This window comes from Streptomyces sp. NBC_00289 (genome assembly GCF_041435115.1).
Taxonomy (GTDB): Bacteria; Actinomycetota; Actinomycetes; order Streptomycetales; family Streptomycetaceae; genus Streptomyces.
Window position 1 is genome coordinate 4190058 of the sequence record NZ_CP108046.1, and the last position, 22172, is coordinate 4212229.

Here is a 22172-nt window from a genome sequence, read left to right on the forward strand (position 1 = left end):
ACCGCCGCCCCCGCTCAGCCGCCCAGGACGACCCGCAGGTCGGCCGCGTTCGCCTCGGTGGTCTTCCACAGCTCCTGCTGCCGGCCGTGCACGTCGGCGACGGTCCGGTCGTGGTCGGCGAGCAGGTCCTTCGCGCGTTCGACGAGCCGGGCGGCGAGGTGCCGGTCGTGCACGGACACGCCCCATTCGGGCCGGTCGATGTCCCGCAGGAAGTAGGTCATCTTCGGGTGCGAGATCAGGCTGATGATGGGCGTGCCGCAGCCGAAGGGGATCATTCCGGCGTGGCCGCGCATGCCGATCACCAGCTTGGTGCGGGCGTACAGATCGCGGATCTGGTCGTTGTCGAAGTCGTACATCGGGATGACGGGCAGCGAGATGCCGTGCTCGCGGCGCAGGTCGAAGGCGATCTTCTCGTCGTCGAGCGAGTGCGCCGCGCACCGCACCTCGGCGAGCTCGCCCAGGTCGCGCACGGCCTGCGCCATCTGGGCCAGGAAGTAGCCGTAGTCGTGGCCGAAGCGCAGTCCCGCGCGGTCGTAGGCCGCGTTGACCAGGATGGTGTCGTCCCGCCGGGCCGGGTCCTGCCAGCCCGCGACGAGCTGCCGGGTGACCGTGGTCGGGCAGGGCTGGAAGCGCACCTTGTCGTGCAGGTGGGCCGGGAGCATGGCGCGCACCTTCTCGATCGAGCCGTGGTTGCGCAGCCCGAAGAAGGAGGAACGCTCGACCAGTTGACGCAGCGAGGAGCGGAAGCGGCCGGCCCGGTAGGACTGGCCGTCGAAGGCGTTGAAGCCGACGGCGTACACCGCGACGGGCACGTCGATGCGGTTGAGCAGCTCGTCGGGGACGTTCCACTGCCAGGCGCTGTTGCCGTTGGGCATGGTGTCCGGGATGAACAGGCCGCCGCCTCCGATGACCAGACCGCGCCGGGAGTTGACCCGCCGCAGGGCGGCCTCGTCGAACAGGCGGTGGGCGTGCACCGGGTGCCAGCGGCGGGAGGTGGTGTCCGGCCCGAAGGCCAGGCGGACGCTCTCCGGGAGCAGCTTGTCGCCGGCGTTGCCCTGGCGGTCCATGTAGAAGGCGACGTGGGCCAGCTGGTCCTCGGCGCTGCCCTGCTCCTGGGCGGGGACGGCGGCGGCGCGCTGGGCCCACAGGCGGCTGGAGCGGTGGGTCGGGTCGACGGACAGGCCCGCCGTGGCGTGCCGCAGTGCCTCGGTGTTGTCGCCCCGCACCCAGGCCATCTGGGCGAGGCGGGCGTAGGCGGTGGCGGCCCGGTTGGGTGCGGCCGTGGCCAGCAGGAGCTGGGTCTTCGCCTCCTCGTAGCGGGAGACGCTCATCAGGGCGTGGCCGAACACCTCGTGCGGCCAGGCCTCGTCGAGCGGGATGCGGACGCTGCCGAGGACGTCGACGGCGTCCTGGTAGTCGCCGGAGGCGATGTGCGCGGCGGCCACCTTGCGGGCGACCTCGACGTCACCGGTGCGCCTGACGTGCGGGGTGCCGTAGTGGACCAGCAGGTCGTGGTGGAGGCCGCCGGAGGAGGCCAGGTAGGCGGCGTGGAAGTCGGCGTCGGACAGCTCGAACTCGCGCCAGCGGTCCTCGGCCTGGCTGTAGCCGGCCTCGCCGCCCTGCCAGGGCTTGTGGCGCCCGGTGAAGTGCAGGATCGCGGTGTCCTCGGGGACGGGCAGGTCGCCGGACAGCCGCCGCTTGACGAAGTTGTAGCGCGGGTCGAGGCGCACGAAATCGCCGGCGAGCACGCTGTTGAGGATGCCCTGGTCGTGCTTGTCGAGTTCGTAGTCGCCGCTGCGTCCGCAGGCGTCGATCCGGGCGCAGAACTCGTCGCTCAGGTACTCGCGCTGGATGACCAGCAGGCCCGAGTTGAGCTTGTGCTGCCCGTAGAAGAACTGCGGTACGGCCGCGAGGCCCTCGCGCAGTGCGAGCAGTTCGCCCAGGCCGCCGAGGACGACCATGTCGGTGTCGAGGGTGATGACGGTGTCGTACTCGCGCAGGCGGAAGACGTCGAGGATGAAGTACGCCTTGCGGACCAGGTAGTTGTCCTGGTCGCCCTTCTTGTACGAGTCGTAGCGGTCGGCGTCGACGCGGCGCAGCACGATGCGCGGGTGCAGGTCGCGGATCTTCGCGATCGAGCCGGGGCGCAGGTCGTCGTAGAGGACGACGAAGTCCTCGCACACGCTCGGGTTGGACAGGGCGAGGCTCTTGAGCAGGACGAGGAAGCCGGGCAGGTAGTTCTCGTCGACGAAGCTCGCGAAGGCGATGCGCCGTCTGCCGGTGAGGGCGTGCGCGTCGGTCGCCGGGGCCAGGGGTGCGGTGGCCGGGGTCAGGGAGGTCGTGGTCATCGCAGGGATATCCTCATGTCGGTCACGTCCTGGGCCCGCTGCATGACCCACGCCTTCTCGCTGGTGTATTCGTGCACGGACGTGATGGCCAGCTTCATCGCTTCCTGCACCCGGTAGGCGCCGGTCTCGTAGAAGTCGAAGCCGATCAGGTCGAGGGTCGGGCTGACGTCCAGGAAGTCCAGCAGCCACAGCATGTTGAAGCCGGTGGTCGGGATGCCCGACCAGGCGTCGGTGCCGAGCCTGCCGATGTTGCGGACGGGCCAGCGCAGCGACTCGTCACCCAGGTACGTCTGGGCACCGGGCACCAGGCGGTTGCGCAGCGAGTACTTCCAGTCGCCGGAGATGCCGCCGAACACGAGCCGGGTGGTGACCTGCTTGTCCCAGTTGAAGCCGTGTTTGTGGATGGTGGCGTGGATGTCGGTGCGGCTGCCGGTGTGCTTGGGCTCGATCCGGTACGAGTTGAAGCGCACGACCAGGTCGTAGGCGTCGATCTCGGCACCCATCGAACTGCTGCCGACGCGGCCGGAGTTGGCGATCAGGCAGATGGACTTGCCGGCGATCTGGTTGCGGAACTCACCGAGGGTGATCCACTGCACGCCGCCGACGGTGGGGTCGGGGACCGGGCCGCGCATGCGGTGGCGGCGCTGTTCGGCGTACAGGGCGACGGCCTCGGTGAACGCGGGCAGGTCAGCGCCGTCGGCGCGGTCGGAGCGCAGGTCCAGGTACTGGCTGAGCAGTTCCTGCCGGTCGCCGACCGGGGCGTCCTCGGCGGCCAGCGCGAGGAGCGCTCCCACCAGGCGGGGCTCGGCCTCCGTCCAGTCGCCGACGGCGAGCGCGGCGAGGCCCTCGGCCCACACGTCGGTGGCGGGGCCGCGGGCGAACCCCTCGGCACGCGGGGTCTGCCGCCCGAGCAGGCCGAGCAGTTCCCGCTCCTTGTCCCGGGCGGCACGCAGTCCCGCGATGCGGGCGCGGACACCGAAGCCGTCCTCGTCGGTCAGGCCGAGGTAGCGCTCGTAGGCGTCCAGGGCCTCGGCCTCCTCGCCGAGCGCCTCCAGGAGGCGGGCGCGCAGCCGCCATCCGGCGCGGGAGTTCTTCCGCTCGGCCAGGATGGTGTCGCTGATCACCAGGGCGAGGTTCAGCTCGTCGTCGTAGCCGCACTCCAGCGCCTTGTTGGCGACGGCGAGCAGGGCGTCGAGCAGGTCGTTGCCGATGCCGGAGGCGGGGGTCGCGGCGCCCTTGACGGCCCGCTTGAGCAGGGCGGTCGCGCCGGCCGGGGCGGGTGCGGCGGCCGTCGTGGTCGTGCCCCACACGACGAGCAGCTTCCTGAGCTGCTCGGCGAGTTCGACGCGGCGGCGGTCGAGGCTGCCGACGAGTTTGCCGCTGTGTACGGCGCAGGCGCGCAGGCATTCGTCCAGCTCCCCCCCACGTGTACGTGCCCGTCTGTTCTGCACCCTCGTCATGACGCTCCTGTTTTCTGCCAGGCAATTGCTGAGTTCGTTGCCGTTTACTGGCCCGTGGGGGGATGTTGAGAAAAATTAGGAAGCCAAAACGACATTCAGGTGAACTCACCGGGGCTACAGGGCCAATCGTTGACTCGCCCTCGAAGACATCCCTGTGATTCGGACTAATGTGCTGGGAAGTACCCACAGGAGCGGCCCGTCGAGGGGACATTCGTGACCAGCATGACCGTGCGGCCGGTGACCGACATGCCCCGGCGCCCGGAGTCGACGATTCCCCGGAAGAACCGGTTGCGCGCCCTGGACGGGCTGCGACTGATCGCCGCGCTGATGGTCGCCGCATATCACTACGGCGGCCGGGGCGGCGAGGTCACCGGGGCCTGGGGCGGTTCGGCGGCACACCAGTTCCCCACCCTGCATTCCTATTTCGCCTACGGCTGCCTCGGTGTCCAGGTCTTCTTCGTCATCAGCGGGTTCGTGATCTGCATGAGCGGCTGGGGCAGGCCGCTGAAGTCGTTCTTCGCGTCCCGCGCGTCCAGGCTGCTGCCGGCCTACTGGGCGGCGGTCCTGATCGTCTCGGCGGTGTTCGCGCTGCCGATGGTCGCCTACAAGGCCCTCTCACCGAGCGACACCCTGGTGAACCTGACGATGCTCCAGCAACCGCTGGGCGTGGACCGGGTGCTCGGGGTGTGCTGGACGCTGTGGGCGGAGGTCCGCTTCTACGCGCTGTTCGCGCTGTGCGTGGTGCTGCCCGGGGCGAGCCGGCGGCGCGTCATCCTGTTCTGCGCGGGCTGGACGCTGGCGGCCGCCATCGCCCAGGGCGCCCGCATGCCGCTGCTCGACATCGTGCTGATGCCGGAGTACGCGCCGTTCTTCGTCGGCGGCGTCGGCCTCCACCTGGTCCACCGTGACCGGCGGGACGTGTACGCCTGGGGCATCGTGGCCGTGAGCTTCCTGATCGGTCAGCACTACGCGGTGCGCAGCCTGTGGAACGCGTCGGACCCGCACGCCTTCGCGCAGCGCTCCTCGACCGGCATCGTCCTCGTCGTCGCCTTCGGTTTCGTCGCGGTCGCCGCGATCGCGCTGGGCCTGCTGAACCGGGCGGACTGGCGCTGGCTGACCGTGGCCGGGGCGCTGACGTACCCCTTCTACCTGGTCCACGAGCACCTCGGCTGGGTGGTGATCCACGCCCTGCACATCACCCTCGGCCTGCCGTCGGCGGTGACCTTCGGGCTGACGGTCGTGTCGATGCTGCTGCTGGCCTGGCTGCTGAACCGGTTCGTCGAGAAGCCGCTGACGCCGAGACTGCGCGCGGCGCTGGCCGGAGCGCGGGCGCGCTGAGAGAGCCGCGAACGCCGTCCATGGGCGTGAGGTGTTCGGCTCCCCAGGCGCGGCAGGTCAGAATTTCGGTGCATGTGGTCAAAAATGCGGTAATGCGATCACGTTGGAGAAGGACCGCGGTCACCACCGCACTTCCGGCTCTCGGTCTCCTCGCCCTCGCCGGCACGCCCGTGCAGGCCGACGGACCGGCGGCGACGAAGCAGGTCGACTACCGCGGACACCGGTTCACCGTGCCGGGTTCCTGGCCGGTGGTGGACCTCACCGAGGACCCGACCGCCTGCGTCCGGTTCGACCGGCACGCGGTGTACCTCGGGCATCCCGGCGCCGACCAGGACTGCCCCAGCCACGCGGTGGGCCGTACCGAGGCACTGCTCATCGAACCCGACGACAACGAGGCGGCCCAACTGGGCACCGTGGCCCAGCCCGGCCAGCGCGAATACCGCGCCCGGGCGGCGAAGGTCACCGTCACCGCCACCTACGACGCGGACGCGGCACTCGTGCGCACCATCCTGACCGACGCGGAGGTCCCGGCGACGGCGCCCCGCGTCCCGGTGGAACCGCCCGCGCCGCCCGCCGCCGCACCCGCCCTGCCGGCCCACGCCACCGACCACACCGGCAAGGGCTTCGACACCTGCACCGCGCCCTCGGCCAAGGCCATGAGCACCTGGCAGGACAGCTCGCCCTACAGCGCCGTCGGCATCTACTTCGGCGGTTCCAAGCGCGCCTGCAGCCAGCCCAACCTGACGGCCTCCTGGGTGAAGCAGCAGGCCACCGACGGCTGGCGGTTCGTGCCGCTCTACGTCGGCACGCAGGCCTCCGGCATCAGCTCGCCCGAGACCCAGGGCGCCGGCGCGGCCGAGGACGCCGTCGAACGCGCCGCCGCCCTCGGCTTCGGTCCCGGTTCGACGCTGTACTACGACATGGAGGCCTACTCCTCGTCGTACACCTCGAACGTGCTGGCCTTCGAGGAGGCGTGGACGGAGGAACTGCACGCCCAGGGCTACCGCTCCGGGTGGTACAGCAGCAGCAGCTCGGGCATCAGGGACCTGGTCGACGACTACGACGGCCACACCATGCCCGACGTCATCTACGACGGACTGTGGAACGGCGTCGCGAACACCCACGACCCGGTCGTGCCGAGCACCCTCTGGGGCGACCACCGGCGCATCCACCAGTACTCCGGGGGCCACCAGGAGACCTGGGGCGGCAGGACGATCAACATCGACCAGGACTACCTGGACGTCCGGCTCGCGGACACCGCGCTACCGGACGCCTGACCCCGGCGGCCGGCCGGGCCGGTAGCGCGCCCCGATCCCCGCGATCACCAGCGCCGGCCCCTCCTCGACGTACCGGCCGAAGTCCTGGAAGAGCTCCGCGCCCGCCTGGGCCGACAGCGGGAAGTCGGCCGTCAGGCGGGCGCGTTCGTCCACGTCACAGCCCGCACGGCGCTCGCCTGGCGGGGGCTGCACGCCCTGTTCCGCGGTGCCGAAGCCGAGCGGGCAGCGGTCGATCGGAGCCGGGTCAGAAGGCGTCCGACGGGACGTAGGTCCCCCACACGCCCCGCAGCGCGTTGCACACCTCGCCCACCGTCGCCCGGGCCCGCAGCGCGTCCTTCATCGGGTACAGGACGTTGTCCTCGCCCTCGGCGGCCTTCTTCAGGGCCGCGAGTGCCGAGTCCACCGCCTGCTGGTCGCGCTCCGCGCGGAGCTTCGCGAGGCGCTCGGCCTGCTGGGCCTCGATGGCCGGGTCGACCCGCAGCGGCTCGTACGGCTCCTCCGCGTCCAGCTGGTAGCGGTTGACGCCGACCACGACCCGCTCGCCGGAGTCGGTCTCCTGGGCGATCCGGTACGCGGAGCGCTCGATCTCGCCCTTCTGGAAACCGTGCTCGATCGCGGTGACCGCGCCGCCGAGGTCCTCCACCTTCACCATCAGCTCGACGGCCGCCGCCTCGACGTCGTCGGTCATCTTCTCGATGACGTAGGAACCCGCGAAGGGGTCCACCGTCGCCGTCACGTCCGTCTCGTAGGCGAGGACCTGCTGGGTGCGCAGGGCCAGGCGGGCGCTCTTGTCCGTGGGGAGCGCGATCGCCTCGTCGAAGGAGTTGGTGTGCAGGGACTGCGTGCCGCCGAGCACCGCGGCCAGGCCCTGGACCGCGACCCGGACCAGGTTCACCTCGGGCTGCTGGGCCGTCAGCTGCACGCCCGCCGTCTGCGTGTGGAAGCGCAGCATCAGGGACTTGGGGTTCTTCGCGCCGAACTCCTCCTTCATCACCCGCGCCCAGATCCGGCGGGCGGCGCGGAACTTGGCCACCTCTTCCAGGATCGTCGTACGGGCCACGAAGAAAAAGGACAGCCGGGGGGCGAAGTCGTCGACGTCCATACCCGCGGCCACCGCCGTGCGGACGTACTCGATGCCGTCCGCCAGCGTGAACGCGATCTCCTGCGCGGGCGAGGCCCCGGCCTCCGCCATGTGGTAGCCGGAGATCGAGATGGTGTTCCACTTCGGGATCTCGGTCTGGCAGTACTTGAAGATGTCCGCGATCAGACGCAGCGACGGCTTCGGCGGGAAGATGTACGTCCCGCGCGCGATGTACTCCTTCAGGACGTCGTTCTGGATCGTGCCCGTGAGCCGGTCCGCCGGAACGCCCTGCTCCTCGCCGACCAGTTGGTACATCAGCAGCAGCAGGGCCGCCGGGGCGTTGATCGTCATCGACGTCGACACCTTGTCCAGCGGGATCCCGCCGAACAGCACCCGCATGTCGTCGATCGAGTCGATCGCCACGCCCACCTTGCCGACCTCGCCGCTGGCGATCGGCGCGTCCGAGTCGTGGCCCATCTGGGTGGGCAGGTCGAAGGCGACGGACAGGCCCATCGTGCCGTTGGCGATCAGCTGCTTGTAGCGCGCGTTGGACTCCACGGCCGTGCCGAAGCCGGCGTACTGGCGCATCGTCCACGGGCGGCCGGTGTACATCGACGGGTAGACGCCACGCGTGAAGGGGTACGCCCCCGGCTCGCCCAGCTTCTCCGCGGGATCCCAGTCCCGCAGGGCGTCAGGCCCGTAGACGGGTTCGATGGGCAGTCCGGACTCCGACTCGCGCGCCATGGTGTGTTGCCTCCCGCTGAGCAGTTCTGCTCGCCGCCAGTTACTTTCCGGTACAGACCGACCCTCCGACGGACTGTAGCGGTGGGGCCCGCACCCGGTGCAGAGGAGCACGCCGCGACCTTGCTCACAGCCTCGCTGGGACCTCGATCACATCCTTCGCCACCGTCCCCGTCACCACCATCCCGCGCCGTTCGCGAACCGTCATCCGCGGGGAACATCTCAGATGACACGACGGCCGTACGAGCGCACATCGCTGAGACGACGGGGGTCCGAATGCGTACCACGGGCATGGGGAAATCGATCGCCGTCCTGGTGGCTCTGCTGGCGGTCGCCGGCTGCACGGTGCAGCCGGCGGGCGCGGACGGCAAGCAGCGCCCCCCGGTCCACATCGACGTCCCCGGCAGCAGAACCGCCGGCACTCCGTCCACGGCGGACGACGACGCGGGGCAGGACAGCACGAAGGGCGACGGCGCGGCCGACGACGGCCCGGCGGACGGCAAGCCGAGCACCGCCCCGGCTCCCGCCGTCCTGTGGTCCCGTGGCGACACCGGCCAGGACGTACGGGAACTCCAGGCCCGGCTGCGTCAGGTCGCCTGGCTGTACGACGGGCCGACCGGGACGTACGACGACCTGACGGAGGACGCGGTCGAGGGCTTCCAGGGCAAGCGCGGACTGCCGAGGACGGGCGAGACCGACCGGGTCACCTGGCAGCGGCTGCTGCGGATGACCCACGAACCGGGCCGGTGGGAGTTGTACCTGATGGGCGGTCAGCCCGCGGGCGCGCCCGACCCGCGGTGTCTGACCGGCCGGGTGCTGTGCGTCGACAAGTCCAGCCGGACCCTGCGCTGGATGATCGACGGCCGGACCGTCTCCACGATGGCGGTGCGCTTCGGCTCGCAGTACACGCCCACGCGGGAAGGCGTGTTCCAGGTCTACTGGAAGTCCCGCCACCACGTCTCGACGCTGTACGACTCGCCCATGCCGTACGCGATGTTCTTCAGCGGCGGCCAGGCCGTGCACTTCTCGTACGACTTCGCGGCCCGCGGATACGCCGGCGGCTCGCACGGCTGTGTCAACGTCCGGGACGAGACGGCGATCGCGGCGCTCTACGCCCAGGTGCGGAACGGCGACAAGGTCGTCGTGCACTGGTGAGGCGCGCGGCGGGAGAGGTATGGGGCGCGGGCGGGACCGGGGGAACGTGTCCCGCCCGCGCCGAGGTGCACGAGCCGTAGGTACGGGGGGAACCCCGGCTCTGTGCGAGGGCCGATGACCAGTCGGCTCACTCACTACTGCGCCCCGGCGGCCAGAAACGTCACACTCGGCGCCGATAAATTTCGACGAGTCGAGAACCCGCAGGTCAGAGGGCGTGATACGGCGCGGTCGGCGAGGGGCTCTGCCAGGTCGTCGACGTCGGGAGCAGGGGCGCGGCGGCGGTCGGGGTGTCCCCGCCGCCGTTACCCTCGTCTCCGCTGTCGCCGCCGTCTCCGCTGTCGCTGCCGTCGCCGGAGCGGTCGCGGCCGTCGCCGTGACCGCCGTGCCCGTGGCCGTGCCCCGGGCTCAGGTGGTTGCCGTCGTCGTCACCGGTGTGGCCGCCCCGGCCGTCGCCGTCCTCGTTGCCCTGGTCCGTGCCGTCGCCGTCGCCCTTGCCGTCACCGCCGCCGTCGTTCCGGCCGTCGTGGCCGGTCTCGCCGTTCTGGCTCTCGGTGCCGTTGTCCGGGGCCACGGCCAGCACGCCCTTGCAGTACTTGTAGACCCGCGCCGAGCCGCCCGCCACGCTCTCCAGGGCACGTCTGCGCTCCCTGGTCAGCTCCTTGCCGTCGTGGACGTCGCGGCAGGCGGAGGCGGCTCCGCTCCAGCGGCCGTCCCGCTCCGTGCGGCCGGGCCCGGCGGTGTCACCCGGCGACGAGCCGGCGCGGGCCGTGTCGCGCGGGGAGTCCTGGCCCGGGGACCCGGCGGAACCCGAGGGTGCGGAGCCGCCGGGCGTGGGCTCTTTCCCGGGGGCTTTCGGCGAGGGCGAGACCGGCGGGTGGTCCGGTGTCACGGCGGCCGAGACGGAGGCGGCGGGGGCAGGTTCGGCGGGACGGAACGGCGTCGGCAGGATTCCGGTTCCGGCCGCGACCGCGACCCCACCGACCATGCCGGCGGCGAGCGCGGCGGTCAGCCCGAGGCGTACGGGCCGGTCCCAGCGGGGCCGCCGGGCGCGCCGGTCCGGGCCGCCGATGCGGACGAGCCCGGCGTCGGAGCCGTGCGGGCGTGCGCGGTGGCCGCCGACGGCCTGCTCGGCGTCGCGGTCCCCGTGCGCCCCGTGGCCTGCTCGTCCCTCGCTGCCCGCCCGCCCCTCCCGCGCCTCACGCGCCTTGCGGAAGGCGGCCAGCGCGGCGGCCTCGCCGGGGAGTTCCGTGCTGGTCAGCTGCGTTTCCACGGACAGCGAACCCAGCGTCTTGGCGAGCAGTTCGGCCTCGTCACGGGCAGCGCCGTCGACAGCGTTGTCCAGTGCCTCGCCGCTCAGCAGCCGCTCCGCCGTTTCGCGGTCCAGCCACCGGCCGGGGGTCCGGGGGGTGCCCCCCGGAAAGACACAGCGCTCGTCGGCCATCACATGTCCTTCTGCGTCCGCGGGCGCGTATGCGTCACACTCGCGGACGTCACCGCGCGACCGCGCGGTTCTCGCTGGGGCGGCAGGGCGTCGAGCCTGGCCGCCGATTCCGGATCCTCGCCGAGCAGTTCGGCGAGCCGCTTCAGGCCGCGGTGCGCGGCCGTGCGTACGGCGCCCGGCCGCTTCCCGAGGGTCTCGGCGGCGGTCTTGGCGTCGAGGCCCACGACCACCCGCAGGACGACGGCCTCGGCCTGGTCCTGCGGCAGCCGGGCGATGAGGGACAGCGTGCTGTCGGTGGCCAGGGACTCGATGGCCTCGCCGGCCGTGTCGGACTCGGCGGGCTGCCCGGTGAGCTCGGTCTCGTCGCCGCCGATCACGGGCCGGCGGCCCCGCATGCGTATGTGGTCCAGTGCGCGGTTGCGGGCGATGCGGGCGGCCCAGCCACGGAAACGGTCCGCGTCTCCGGTGAACCGCTCCAGGTCACGGGCTATCTGCAGCCAGGCCTCGGACGCCACGTCCTCGGCGTCGGGATCGCCGACCAGCGTCCGTACGTATCCGAGCAGCCGTGGGTGCACGGCGCGGTACACAGTCCGGAACGCGGTCTCGTCCCCGTCCTGAGCCGCAAGCACCGCGGTGGTCAGCTCCGCGTCGTCCCCCAGCACCCGTGGTATCCCTCTTCGCGCCTAAACCGGCGCCGCTCTCGCGGACCGGGTCCTCGCCGTGGTGGTTCCTCGATGAATGGTTGCGGCATTGAGGGACCACAGATGGTTGCAGAGGTCATACATCCGCCGCGCCCCGGCGCGAAAGGCACGTTACGACCTGAAACCGCTCCTCGTCCATGTCCGTAGAAGATGCAACTAACCCGTGACGCGCAGCGGTGTGACAGAAAACGCACTCATGGCGCTGTACTGAGTACGGGCCGCCGCGCGGCCCGTGCCGCGCGACGGCCGGGGCCTCTCCTGTGGGGGGTGGCGGCCCCGGCCGTCGCCTCGGCGACCGACACGGTCACCCGCCGTCGGTCTGGTCGCCCTCGTCGGCCTTCTTCTCGGCTTTCTCCGAAGCCTCGGCCGCGTCCTTCTCGGCCTTCGCCGAAGCCTTCGCCGCATCCTTCTCGGCTTTCGCCGCGGCCTTCTCCGCCTTCTCGGAGGCTTTCGCCGCCTTGTCCGCCGCCTTCTCGGAGGCCTTGGCCGCCTTGTCCTCCTCGGCCGACGCGCCCGCTCCGTTCGCCGTCGCCGTTTTCATCCGCTCCGCGCAGTAGGCGGCGACCTGGTTCTCGCCGCCCGCGGCCGCGACCAGCCGCCGCCAGGCCGTCGCGTCGAGCGCCCGTCCCCGGCCTTGGAGCTTCCCGTAGGCGCGGCAGTGCGCCTCGGTGTCCCCCGCGGTGACCGGGCCGTCCGGGCCCGTGGAGGCTGCGCCGGGCCTGGTCGGCGAGGGTTCGGCGGCCGGGGCGCTCGCCGTCGGGCGGGGGCGGTCCCGGTCCTCGGCGGAGCCGCCGGGGAAGGTGCCGTACGAGCCGATCGCGGCGACCGCCGCCCCGCCCAGGGTGAGACTCGCGAGGAACACGGAGAGCGTGACCCTCACCGACCGGGCCACACGGCGCTGCTCCCGGGGCCGCCAGTCGTCCCGGCGCCGGGTGCGGGCGCGGTGCGCGCCCGTGTCCCGGGCGGTGCGGAAGGCGTCCACGGCCCGCAGTTCGGCGTCGGCGTCGAGAGCGACCCCGCGCCCGGCGGCCGTGAGCAGTGCCTCCAGGTCGGCGGTGGCCTCGGGGTGTGCGCGCCGACGGCCGGAATCCCCGCCGCTGTGCCGTTCACCCATTCCGCTTCCGCCCCTGTCCGGCCGCGCGTCCGGTCCGTCCGGCGCGTCGCTCCTCATGTCGACTCCCCCAGCGTCCGGGGGCGGTCATCCGTCACACCCTCGCCGCCCACCTGCTGCGCGAGCCGCTTCAGCCCCCGGTACGCGGCCGTCCGCACGGCACCCGGCCGCTTGCCGAGGACGCGTGCGGCGGCGGGGCCGTCGAGGCCGACGACGACCCGCAGCAGTACGGCCTCGGCCTGGTCGCGGGGCAGGGTGCGCACGAGCCGGAGGGCGGCCTCGGTGGAGAGGGACTCCAGGGCCTGGTCGTGGGTGCTGTGCGGGCCGGGCAGTTCCAGTACGTCCTGTTCGAGCGTCGCCGACCTCGGCCGTACCCGCCGGCGGCGCAGGTGGTCGAGCGCCCGGTGCCGGGCGATGGTCGCGCTCCAGCCGCGGAACCCGGCGCCGTCCCCCTTGAACCGGCCGAGGTCGCGGGCGATCTCCAGCCAGGCGTCGGACGCCACGTCCTCGGCGTCGTCGCCGACGAGCCCGCGCAGGTACCCGAGCAGTCCGGGCTGCACGATCCGGTAGGCGACCGCGAAAGCGGCCTCGTCACCCTCCTGGGCCCGCGCGACGGCCGCGCCCAGTTCCCCGTCGTACGCCTGCACGCGGCGGGGTTCCCCTCGCTGGCCCAAGAACTGTCCTCGTCCGTACCGAGTCCGTGGCGGATCCGTCCGCACATCGGGACACGGCCGCCCCTGCTCCGTCCCCCACCGTGATCAGCGTCCGGCCCCACTGAAATGTCACAGCGCCTCGCGACCCTCCTGCGGGCCCCGCTCGTCCGCGGCGGGCCATCCGGACGCCGGCCGGCCGGTCGCGGCCCGCCCGCCGGCCGCGCTCGTCGCGTCCCGGCACAGCAGCCGCAGCGACCCGTCCCCGGCGAAGCAGCGGCGAGCCTCGTCGAGCGGGTCCCACAGGCGGCCGTCGGGTGTGCGGATCCAGTGGTCGCCTCCGGTGGCCCACCACTCGGCGCCGGCCTGGCGGGCGATCACCTCGCCGGCGTACGCCCCGAGCCCGCGCAACAGGCTCTCCACGGCGGCATACGGGGTGCCCGTCCGCCGTGTCTCCGCGATCGTCCGGTCGGCCCACCACAGGCTCTGGGCCGAGTGGTCGAACCGCGGCCGGACCTCGGCGGGCAGGGCCGCCACCGCGTCCGCCGCCCACCGCACCGGCCTGGCCGCCGCGTGTGGTCTGGTCTCCTGCCGTGTCGTCCCGAAGTGCGCTGTCACATAGGGAAGAGCGAGGTCAGTCGCGGTTGTGTCACTCCGATCCGGGGCGTTGCGAGAACCGGCGCAGAACCGCCCCGGCTTCCCCGCGGGACGGTCACAGGACCCGCTCGGGCGCGGGGGTTTGATCCGGCGCGCACGGGTCGGAGTGACGGTCGGCCGCTCCCGTGCGCTCCTACCTGTGATGAGCATGTACTTCCATCTGCGCGCCGTACCCCCCGGCCACCTGCGTGACGACGTCCGCTGGCTCGAGGGGCTCTTCCGGGACGACTGGGAGACCGTCCGTGAACGCATCGGCCGCCATCGCGAGGAGGTGCTGGACAAGCTGTACCTCGACCACGAGCTCCTGTACGCCGGCTCTCCCCCGCACCACGTGGCGGACGGGCCGCCGGCCCAGGTGGTGCTCGGCGGCCGGCCGGTGTTCCACTCCGCCCACGGGCTGCCGCCGTTCCTGCTGCTCACCGCGGCCGAGACGGAGCGGGTCTCCGTCTACCTGGGCGCCGCCGACTTCGACGAGCTGTGGCGTACCTCGCGCGGCGGGCTGCTGCCCCGGTACGGCGGGTCCGACGCCGAGCCCGAGGCCCGTGCCGTGTTCGCGGCCGCGCACCGCGACCTCACCGCGTTCTACACGCAGACCGCCCACTACGGGGACGCGGTGGTGAAGTGGCTCGTGCTGTGAAGCGGCCGGCCGGCGCCTCAGCCCTGTCTGCGGCTGCGGCGCGACACCACCGCGCGCAGCACCCGCCGGCCCTCCGTCGACACCTCCAGCGCCCGGCGCAGTCCGCCCGCGCCGTGACTGGCGAGCAGCTCCAGGATGGTGACCTGGCGGCGCAGTTCGGCGGCGACGAGCGGCGACATGCCTCCCGTACGGCCCTCTCGGCGGGTCTCGACCGAGGCGGCGGGGTCGTCCAGGGGGTCGAGGAGCCGGTGGATCTGGAGCGCGGCCACCGAGCACGCGTCGGCCCACGCCCGTACCTCGGCGACGGACCGGGTGGCGGGGGCGGCGGCCAGCATCCTGCGGGCCAGCAGGGCGGCCTCGCCCTGGGGGCCGTCCGGCGGCCCGACCTGTCCGGCCAGCTTGTCCCTCGCCTGTTCCAGCCCCACGCCCCACTCGCCGGCGTCGTGTTCGGCGAGGCTCGCCCACAGCGGCCGCAGGCTCTCGTCGTCACCGCCGAGCAGCGGCACGCACCGATCCAAACAAGCCAAGCCGCTGGCGGTCAGCCCGCGTTCGTCGGCCTGAGCGATCAGCTCCACCAGACTCATCCACATCTCCCCTGTTCCGAGGGCCCTGCTCGCCTCCGGCGCCGCTCACACGCCGATACGGAGCCCGCACTTCCCCTTACTGCGTGCGACGGCCCCGGAGTGTCACAGGCGCACCACACAAGCAGGTCGAGGGGACAGAGGAAGGGGTTTTCGGCCAATCCGCCCGAACCGGGGCGGCACCGGACGCGGCTCCCCGCTCAGCCCAGGCCGTCCGCCAGCGCCTTGAACTGGGTCCACGACAGCGCCGGCGTTCCCGGGGCCCACAGCTTCTGGACCGTCGCCCGCAACGGCATCCGGATGCCGGCCGCGACCTGGGCCTGCGTCTGGGAGTTCGAGAGGTCGCACCAGACGGCGAAGGAACCGCCGAGGATCTGCCGGTCGTACTTGGCGGGCACCGCCTGCGTGCCGCGCACGACGCGCGGGGTCCACTGCTCGTAGATCCGCTGCCCGGTCGGGTAGACGAAGGTCTGCGGCTGCCCGAGGACGTAGTACAGGAACTCGTCGTTGTAGTTGATGAGCTTGCGCCCCGTGCTCAGGTACTCCACGGGCAGACGGGCGCCGATCTCCTTGCCGGTCCAGTAGGCCACCTGGAGGTCCTTGGCCGGCTGCACGGACGTGCCCCGGAAGAAGCCGTCGTTCCAGACCCGCATCGTGCGGCCCTGGGCGCGCATCGTGTCGGCCCGGTCGTTGAGCCAGCCGGTCGTCAGGTCCGCGACGGTCCCGCCGGAGCCGTAGGCCTTCGTGGCCGCGGCGGCCAGCTGCGGGTAGGAGGCCTGCGGGTTGGACACCACCAGGGCCTGGTACTCGTCGCCGCCGAGGTGCCACTGGCTGCCGGGGAACAGCTCGGCGTACTCCTCCAGCAGGTCGTCGACGATCGCCGCGGACTCGTCCTTGGAGATGTCGATCGCCCCGCGCGTCGCCACGCCCTGCGCGTTGCGCAGCTGGAGGTCGGGGTGCGCGGCGATGACGGCCCCGAGGTGCCCGGGCGAGTCGATCTCGGGCACGACGGCGATGTGCCGGCTCGCCGCGAGATCGACGATCCTGCTCACCTCCGCCTTCGTCAGGTGCTGGCGGGACACGATCTCCGGATGCGTGTCGGAGGCGATGCGGAAGCCCTGGTCGTCGGAGAAGTGCAGCCCGAGCTGGTTGAACTTCAGGTCGCCCAGCTCACGGACGCGGTCCTCGATCCAGGCCGCCGTGAAGTGCTTGCGGGCGATGTCCAGCATGAACCCGCGCACCGGCTTGGCCGGCTGGTCGCGTACGACGCCCTCCGGCGCCGTACGGCCGCCGTGCACCTCCTGCTTGAGAGTGCGGGTGCCGTAGAAGACACCCGAGTCCGCTGGCCCGCTGATGTTCACGCGCCCGCCGCGGACGGTCATCGCGTACGACTCCGGGTCGGCGCCCTCGTCGTCGTTCAGCGCCAGCCGTACGTCCCCGGCACGCACGTCGTCCTTCGCGCCCGCGTACGTCAGACCGAGCTCACCGGCGATCAGCCGCCCCTCGTCGGCCAGCTCCGCGTCGTTCACGACGACCCGGCGGCCGCTCGCGGGGCGCCAGCCGGGCCCGCGGGCCGCGGTGTGGGAGCGCACGGCGGGGATCGTGCGCGGGGTCTTCGACAGCGCGTACGAGCGGGTGGGCGTCGGTGTGGGGCTCGCCGCGCGGGAGGGGGCGGGCGCCGCGGCCGACTTCCGTTCCCCGGGCCACAGCGAGGCACCCGCCGGCCCGCTGTCGTCCCCGGAGGCCCACAGCCCGAGACCCACTCCGGCCACGACCGTCACGGCGACCGCCGAGGCGACCACCGTCCGGGTACCTACCGCCTGCCGCGCCTTCTTCGCCGGCGCCCGACGCCTGTGCTGACTCACCCCGCCAACGCTACGACTCGTCCCCCGTCGGAATCGTCCACCACGCGTTCCGAAACTCTCCCGTGCGGGTGAAATTCGGGCGTCCGCCGGACACGTCATGTCCGCTATCGATAACCTGCTGCCACATCTCTCACATTCTCCCCAGCCGAAACACACGTGACGCCCACACACCTCCCCGGCCGAGTGGCCATACCCGCGCTCCCCGAGCAGAGCCGCACCCCGCCGCCTCCGGCCTCGCTGGAGAGGTTCAATTCCGCCTCCCCCGGGGACGTCGTCCCCCTGCTCCTGAGCTGCCTGGGCAGCCTCCGCTGGGCCCACCGCGTCGCCGACCACCGCCCCTACCCCACGATGGACGCCCTCCTGGCCGCGTCCGACGAGGCGGCGTACGACCTGAACCAGCAGGATCTCGCCGAGGCGCTGGCCGAGGAGTTCCTGCCGTCCCTGCCGGAGGACGCGTACGAGGCGGCCCACATGGCACTGGGCGCGGCACACGCGGCGTACGAGGCAAAGTTCGGGCACATGTTCGTGATCTGCCTGGACGGCGTGCCCCCGAACGAGGTCCTGGACTACGTCCTGGAAGCCATCCGGTCACGATTGGCAAACGATCGGGACGACGAACGGGTCGTGACGGCGGAGGAGGTCCGCCGCCTGGCGCGGCAACGTCTGGCGGCGCAGCTGGGAACGCCGGGAACCGCCCGACCAGCCACATCGCACCCCTAGACGGCGGATAACGGGACACCAGGCCCCAGATGCCGCCCGCGCTCACCCATACGCGTGCCAGTTTGATCACACCGGTAGGCCCGCTGTAAGCCAGGCCGCAGTGGCTGGCTACGATGCTGGGGGCCGGTGGACCGTACCCGGCCGGGCCCGTCCGACACCGAAGCCGGCAGGCCCCTGTCCCCGCTCCCGGAGGGTAATTCCGTGCCGGCTGGAACGCTGTACCGCGGCCGGGAAGGAATGTGGTCCTGGGTGGCTCATCGAGTCACCGGCGTCCTCATCTTCTTCTTCCTGTTCGTTCACGTGCTGGACACCGCTCTCGTGCGTGTCTCCCCCGAGGACTACGACAAGGTCGTAGCCACCTACAAGACCCCGCTCGTCGCGTGCCTGGAGTACGGCCTCGTCGCCGCCATCCTGTTCCACGCGCTCAACGGCCTGCGTGTCATCGCCGTCGACTTCTGGTCGAAGGGCCCGCGCTACCAGAAGCAGATGTTCTGGGCCGTCGCCGGCGTCTGGGTCGTGCTGATGCTCGGGGCGATCTACCCCGTCCTCGGCCACGCCGCTCGTGAACTGTTCGGGAGCTGACGCGCATGTCCACCACTGAGAAGTCCGCCTCCGGCATCGGCCCCGTCGAGGGCGAGTCCCTCTACGGCGTCGACAACCCGGCACCCCTCATCGAAGCCCCGCGCAAGCGCACCAAGAAGTCCCCCAAGTCCACCCGGGGCAACTTCGAGATGGCCGCCTGGCTGTTCATGCGCCTGTCCGGCATCGTGCTGGTCGTCCTGGTCATCGGCCACCTGCTGATCCAGCTCGTCCTGGACGGCGGCGTCTCCAAGATCGGCTTCGCCTTCGTGGCCGGCCGCTGGGCCTCGCCGTTCTGGCAGGTCTGGGACCTGCTCATGCTGTGGCTCGCGATGCTGCACGGTGCCAACGGCCTGCGTACGATCATCAATGACTACGCGGAGCGCGCGAACACCCGGCTGTGGCTGAAGGGCCTGCTCTACACCGCCACGGTGTTCACCATCCTGCTGGGCACGCTGGTGATCTTCACCTTCGACCCGAACATCCGCTAGGCACGGGGCTGAGGTAATCCACCCATGAAGATCCACAAGTACGACACCGTCATCGTCGGCGCCGGCGGCGCCGGTATGCGCGCCGCCATCGAGTCGACGAAGCGCAGCCGCACCGCGGTCCTGACGAAGCTCTACCCCACCCGCTCCCACACGGGCGCCGCGCAGGGTGGCATGGCCGCCGCGCTGGCCAACGTGGAGGAGGACAACTGGGAGTGGCACACCTTCGACACGGTCAAGGGCGGTGACTACCTGGTCGACCAGGACGCCGCCGAGATCCTGGCGAAGGAGGCCATCGACTCGGTCCTCGACCTGGAGAAGATGGGCCTGCCGTTCAACCGGACGCCGAACGGCACCATCGACCAGCGCCGCTTCGGCGGGCACAGCCGCAACCACGGCGAGGCCCCGGTCCGCCGCTCCTGCTACGCGGCCGACCGCACCGGCCACATGATCCTCCAGACGCTCTACCAGAACTGCGTCAAGGAGGGCGTGGAGTTCTTCAACGAGTTCTACGTCCTCGACCAGCTGATCGTCGAGGTCGACGGCGTCAAGCACTCGGCGGGCGTCGTCGCCTACGAACTGGCGACCGGCGAGATCCACGTCTTCCAGGCGAAGGCCGTGATCTACGCGTCCGGCGGCACCGGCAAGTTCTTCAAGGTGACCTCGAACGCGCACACGCTGACCGGTGACGGCCAGGCGGCGGTCTACCGTCGCGGGCTGCCGCTGGAGGACATGGAGTTCTTCCAGTTCCACCCGACCGGCATCTGGCGCATGGGCATCCTGCTGACGGAGGGCGCCCGCGGTGAGGGCGGCATCCTCCGCAACAAGGACGGCGAGCGCTTCATGGAGAAGTACGCGCCGGTCATGAAGGACCTCGCGTCCCGTGACGTCGTCTCCCGCTCGATCTACACCGAGATCCGCGAGGGTCGCGGCTGTGGCCCCGAGGGCGACCACGTCTACCTGGACCTGACCCACCTTCCCCCGGAGCAGCTGGACGCGAAGCTCCCGGACATCACCGAGTTCGCGCGCACCTACCTGGGCATCGAGCCGTACACGGACCCGATCCCGATCCAGCCCACCGCGCACTACGCGATGGGCGGCATCCCGACGAACGTCCAGGGCGAGGTCCTCTCCGACAACACGACGGTCGTCCCGGGCCTGTACGCGGCCGGCGAGGTCGCCTGCGTCTCGGTCCACGGCGCGAACCGTCTGGGCACCAACTCGCTCCTGGACATCAACGTGTTCGGCAAGCGGGCCGGTATCGCCGCCGCCGAGTACTCGGCGAAGGTCGACGCCCACCTCGAACTGCCGGAGGATCCGGCGTCGCTGGTCGTCTCGCAGGTCGAGCGGCTGCGTGCCTCCACGGGCACCGAGCGCGTCGCCGACATCCGCCGGGAGCTCCAGGAGTGCATGGACGCCAACGTGATGGTGTTCCGCACCGAGCAGACGATCAAGACGGCGGTCGAGAAGATCGCGGAGCTGCGCGAGCGCTACCTCAACGTCTCGATCCAGGACAAGGGCAAGCGGTTCAACACCGACCTGCTCGAGGCCGTCGAACTCGGCAACCTGCTCGACCTGGCCGAGGTCATGGCCGTCTCCGCGCTCGCCCGCAAGGAGTCCCGCGGCGGTCACTACCGCGAGGACTACCCGAACCGCGACGACGTCAACTTCATGCGCCACACCATGGCGTACCGCGAGGTCGGCGACGACGGCACCGAGTCGATCCGTCTCGACTACAAGCCGGTCGTCCAGACCCGCTACCAGCCGATGGAGCGTAAGTACTGATGGCAACTCCCACCCTGGACAAGGCGGACAGCGCCGGCACGCCCGAGGCCGGCTTCGCCGATTCCCCGTACATCCTGGCCACGTTCCGCGTCCGCCGCTTCAACCCCGAGGTCGCGGGAGAGGCGGTCTGGGAAGACTTCCAGCTGGAGATCGACCCGAAGGAACGCGTCCTCGACGCCCTGCACAAGATCAAGTGGGACCTCGACGGAACGCTCACCTTCCGCCGCTCCTGCGCGCACGGCATCTGCGGCTCGGACGCCATGCGGATCAACGGCAAGAACCGCCTTGCCTGCAAGACGCTGATCAAGGACCTCAACCCCGAGAAGCCGATCACGGTCGAGGCCATAAAGGGCCTCACGGTCCTCAAGGACCTCGTGGTCGACATGGAGCCGTTCTTCCAGGCGTACCGCGACGTCATGCCCTTCCTCATCACGAAGGACACGAACGAGCCGACGCGCGAGCGTCTCCAGACGGCCGAGGACCGCGAGCGCTTCGACGACACGACGAAGTGCATCCTCTGCGCGGCCTGCACGTCCTCGTGCCCGGTCTTCTGGAACGACGGCCAGTACTTCGGCCCGGCGGCCATCGTCAACGCCCACCGCTTCATCTTCGACTCGCGTGACGAGGCGGCCGAGCAGCGCCTGGAGATCCTGAACGACCGCGACGGCGTCTGGCGCTGCCGCACCACGTTCAACTGCACGGACGCCTGCCCGCGGGGCATCGAGGTGACGAAGGCGATCCAGGAGGTGAAGCGGGCGCTGATCACGCGCCGCTTCTGATCTCCGTCGGTACGTGTATGAAGGCCCCGCTCCTGTGGATGCGGGGCCTTCGTCGTCAGCCGCGGGGGCGCCGGTCGACGGCCGTCAGGCCGGCCCCGGGGCAGGCCCCACCCCCGGCCGACGGCCCGACCTCGCACCACAGCAGCTTCCCGCCGCGCCCGCCGACACCGCCCCCGAGCGGATAGCCGCCCCACGCGCTGGCGTAGTGGCACACGAGGAACAGCCCGCGCCCGCCGTCCGCTTCCACCGGGACGCGGCCGACGGGCCCGGATCGCCTGCCGAAGGGCGGTGGGATGTGCGGGTTGGCGTCCCGGACACTCACCCGCAGCCGGCTCCGGCCGAGCCCGCGCAGGCGGAGGGTCGCGGGACCGGAGGAGTACCGGTAGGCGTTGGTGACCAGCTCGGAGGCCAACAGTTCGGCGTCGTCCTGTAGTTGGGACATGCCATGCCCGGAGAGGACGGCCCTCAGGGTGACCCGGGCGATACGTGCGGCGCGGGCGTCGTGGGGCAGTTGGAGGGCGTACGCCCACGTTGCGGCCCCTTCGCACTCCGACGGGGATACGGTGACCATGAACGCCTCCTGCGGTGGGGGGACTTGGGTGGCTCGACGGCCGAAGAACCGACCTGGCGGTGGCAGTGCCGTGCGCTTGAGGGCGCAGCGGTGCGCTTCCGACGGGTCGGCGTGGCCGGTCGAGCGGCTCGGGTCTCACCGTAGAGCGGTTCATGGACTACATTCCATGAAAGTCAGGGAATGCAGCCCCTCTACCCTCGCGCGGGT

The 22172-nt window shown here is 71.4% G+C and carries 19 protein-coding genes and 2 pseudogenes; 9 read left to right on the forward strand and 12 right to left on the reverse strand.

Annotated features, from left to right (window positions below; genetic code table 11):
* Window positions 1–14 precede the first annotated feature (14 nt).
* Together OG985_RS18965 and OG985_RS18970 are read right to left on the reverse strand one after the other, a co-directional pair.
* Complete coding sequence (locus OG985_RS18965) at window positions 15–2348, reverse strand: glycosyltransferase (RefSeq protein WP_371669537.1); 2334 nt, start codon at window positions 2346–2348, stop codon at window positions 15–17.
* Window positions 2345–3808: a glycosyltransferase family 29 protein gene (locus OG985_RS18970; RefSeq protein WP_371669538.1), complete on the reverse strand. Its 1464-nt coding sequence runs from the start codon at window positions 3806–3808 to the stop codon at window positions 2345–2347. The genes OG985_RS18965 and OG985_RS18970 overlap by 4 nt, the downstream gene beginning before the upstream one ends.
* A 222-nt stretch (window positions 3809–4030) precedes the next feature.
* Here OG985_RS18970 and OG985_RS18975 point away from each other — a divergent pair, with 222 nt between their 5' ends.
* Both OG985_RS18975 and OG985_RS18980 read left to right on the forward strand, forming a co-directional pair.
* Window positions 4031–5146, forward strand: a complete 1116-nt coding sequence (locus OG985_RS18975; protein ID WP_371674428.1) for an acyltransferase family protein — start codon at window positions 4031–4033, stop codon at window positions 5144–5146.
* Between the two features lie 92 nt (window positions 5147–5238).
* Window positions 5239–6423 (forward strand): DUF1906 domain-containing protein, encoded by a 1185-nt coding sequence (locus OG985_RS18980; RefSeq protein WP_371669539.1) that lies wholly within the window; start codon window positions 5239–5241, stop codon window positions 6421–6423.
* Here OG985_RS18980 and OG985_RS18985 read toward each other — a convergent pair.
* Both OG985_RS18985 and OG985_RS18990 read right to left on the reverse strand, forming a co-directional pair.
* Window positions 6409–6642, reverse strand: a pseudogene (locus tag OG985_RS18985) (TetR/AcrR family transcriptional regulator C-terminal domain-containing protein); the annotation flags it as partial. The gene OG985_RS18980 and the pseudogene OG985_RS18985 overlap by 15 nt on opposite strands.
* A 25-nt stretch (window positions 6643–6667) precedes the next feature.
* Entirely contained in the window at window positions 6668–8248 is a 1581-nt protein-coding gene (locus tag OG985_RS18990) for a methylmalonyl-CoA mutase (RefSeq protein ID WP_371669540.1), read from the reverse strand.
* Window positions 8249–8521: 273 nt separating this feature from the next.
* On the opposite strand from OG985_RS18990, the gene OG985_RS18995 reads away from it, so the two are divergent.
* Window positions 8522–9400, forward strand: coding sequence for a L,D-transpeptidase family protein (locus tag OG985_RS18995; protein ID WP_371669541.1), 879 nt, complete (start codon window positions 8522–8524; stop codon window positions 9398–9400).
* 205 nt (window positions 9401–9605) lie between these two features.
* On the opposite strand, the gene OG985_RS19000 is transcribed toward OG985_RS18995, so the two are convergent.
* The 5 genes and pseudogenes from OG985_RS19000 to OG985_RS19020 form a co-directional block, all read right to left on the reverse strand.
* The gene (locus tag OG985_RS19000; protein WP_371669542.1) at window positions 9606–10841 is read right to left on the reverse strand and encodes a hypothetical protein; all 1236 of its coding nucleotides are present in this window, start codon (window positions 10839–10841) and stop codon (window positions 9606–9608) included.
* A complete protein-coding gene (locus OG985_RS19005) occupies window positions 10841–11503 on the reverse strand; it encodes an RNA polymerase sigma factor (RefSeq protein WP_371669543.1) in 663 nt (220 codons plus the stop codon). Before OG985_RS19005 ends, OG985_RS19000 begins: the two co-directional genes overlap by 1 nt.
* A gap of 343 nt (window positions 11504–11846) precedes the next feature.
* Window positions 11847–12713 carry a hypothetical protein gene (locus OG985_RS19010; RefSeq protein WP_371669544.1) on the reverse strand — a complete coding sequence of 289 codons (867 nt, stop codon included), beginning with the start codon at window positions 12711–12713 and terminating at the stop codon, window positions 11847–11849.
* Window positions 12710–13327, reverse strand: a complete 618-nt coding sequence (locus OG985_RS19015; protein ID WP_371669545.1) for an RNA polymerase sigma factor — start codon at window positions 13325–13327, stop codon at window positions 12710–12712. The genes OG985_RS19010 and OG985_RS19015 overlap by 4 nt, the downstream gene beginning before the upstream one ends.
* Before the next feature lie 198 nt (window positions 13328–13525).
* A pseudogene (locus tag OG985_RS19020) lies at window positions 13526–13921 on the reverse strand (hypothetical protein); the annotation flags it as partial.
* A gap of 181 nt (window positions 13922–14102) precedes the next feature.
* Between OG985_RS19020 and OG985_RS19025 the strand changes: the two are divergent.
* Window positions 14103–14597: a DUF1877 domain-containing protein gene (locus OG985_RS19025; protein WP_371669546.1), complete on the forward strand. Its 495-nt coding sequence runs from the start codon at window positions 14103–14105 to the stop codon at window positions 14595–14597.
* A gap of 17 nt (window positions 14598–14614) precedes the next feature.
* Here OG985_RS19025 and OG985_RS19030 read toward each other — a convergent pair whose 3' ends face one another.
* Complete coding sequence (locus OG985_RS19030) at window positions 14615–15181, reverse strand: hypothetical protein (RefSeq protein ID WP_371669547.1); 567 nt, start codon at window positions 15179–15181, stop codon at window positions 14615–14617.
* A gap of 197 nt (window positions 15182–15378) precedes the next feature.
* On the reverse strand, window positions 15379–17043 hold the full coding sequence (locus tag OG985_RS19035; RefSeq protein ID WP_371669548.1) for a glycoside hydrolase family 20 protein: 1665 nt from the start codon (window positions 17041–17043) through the stop codon (window positions 15379–15381).
* Between the two features lie 156 nt (window positions 17044–17199).
* Between OG985_RS19035 and OG985_RS19040 the strand changes: the two genes are divergently transcribed.
* The 5 genes from OG985_RS19040 (at window position 17200) to OG985_RS19060 (ending at window position 21394) form a co-directional block, all read left to right on the forward strand.
* A complete protein-coding gene (locus OG985_RS19040) occupies window positions 17200–17763 on the forward strand; it encodes a 2-oxo-4-hydroxy-4-carboxy-5-ureidoimidazoline decarboxylase (RefSeq protein WP_371669549.1) in 564 nt (187 codons plus the stop codon).
* A 201-nt stretch (window positions 17764–17964) separates the two neighbouring features.
* Entirely contained in the window at window positions 17965–18345 is a 381-nt protein-coding gene (gene sdhC, locus OG985_RS19045) for a succinate dehydrogenase, cytochrome b556 subunit (protein ID WP_280887440.1), read from the forward strand.
* A 5-nt stretch (window positions 18346–18350) separates the two neighbouring features.
* Entirely contained in the window at window positions 18351–18833 is a 483-nt protein-coding gene (locus tag OG985_RS19050) for a succinate dehydrogenase hydrophobic membrane anchor subunit (protein ID WP_371669550.1), read from the forward strand.
* 24 nt (window positions 18834–18857) lie between these two features.
* A complete protein-coding gene (sdhA, locus tag OG985_RS19055; protein WP_371669551.1) occupies window positions 18858–20615 on the forward strand; it encodes a succinate dehydrogenase flavoprotein subunit in 1758 nt (585 codons plus the stop codon).
* Complete coding sequence (locus OG985_RS19060; protein WP_371669552.1) at window positions 20615–21394, forward strand: succinate dehydrogenase iron-sulfur subunit; 780 nt, start codon at window positions 20615–20617, stop codon at window positions 21392–21394. The genes sdhA and OG985_RS19060 overlap by 1 nt, the downstream gene beginning before the upstream one ends.
* A 55-nt stretch (window positions 21395–21449) precedes the next feature.
* Here OG985_RS19060 and OG985_RS19065 read toward each other — a convergent pair whose 3' ends face one another.
* On the reverse strand, window positions 21450–21965 hold the full coding sequence (locus tag OG985_RS19065; RefSeq protein ID WP_371669553.1) for an ATP-binding protein: 516 nt from the start codon (window positions 21963–21965) through the stop codon (window positions 21450–21452).
* Window positions 21966–22172 lie beyond the last annotated feature (207 nt).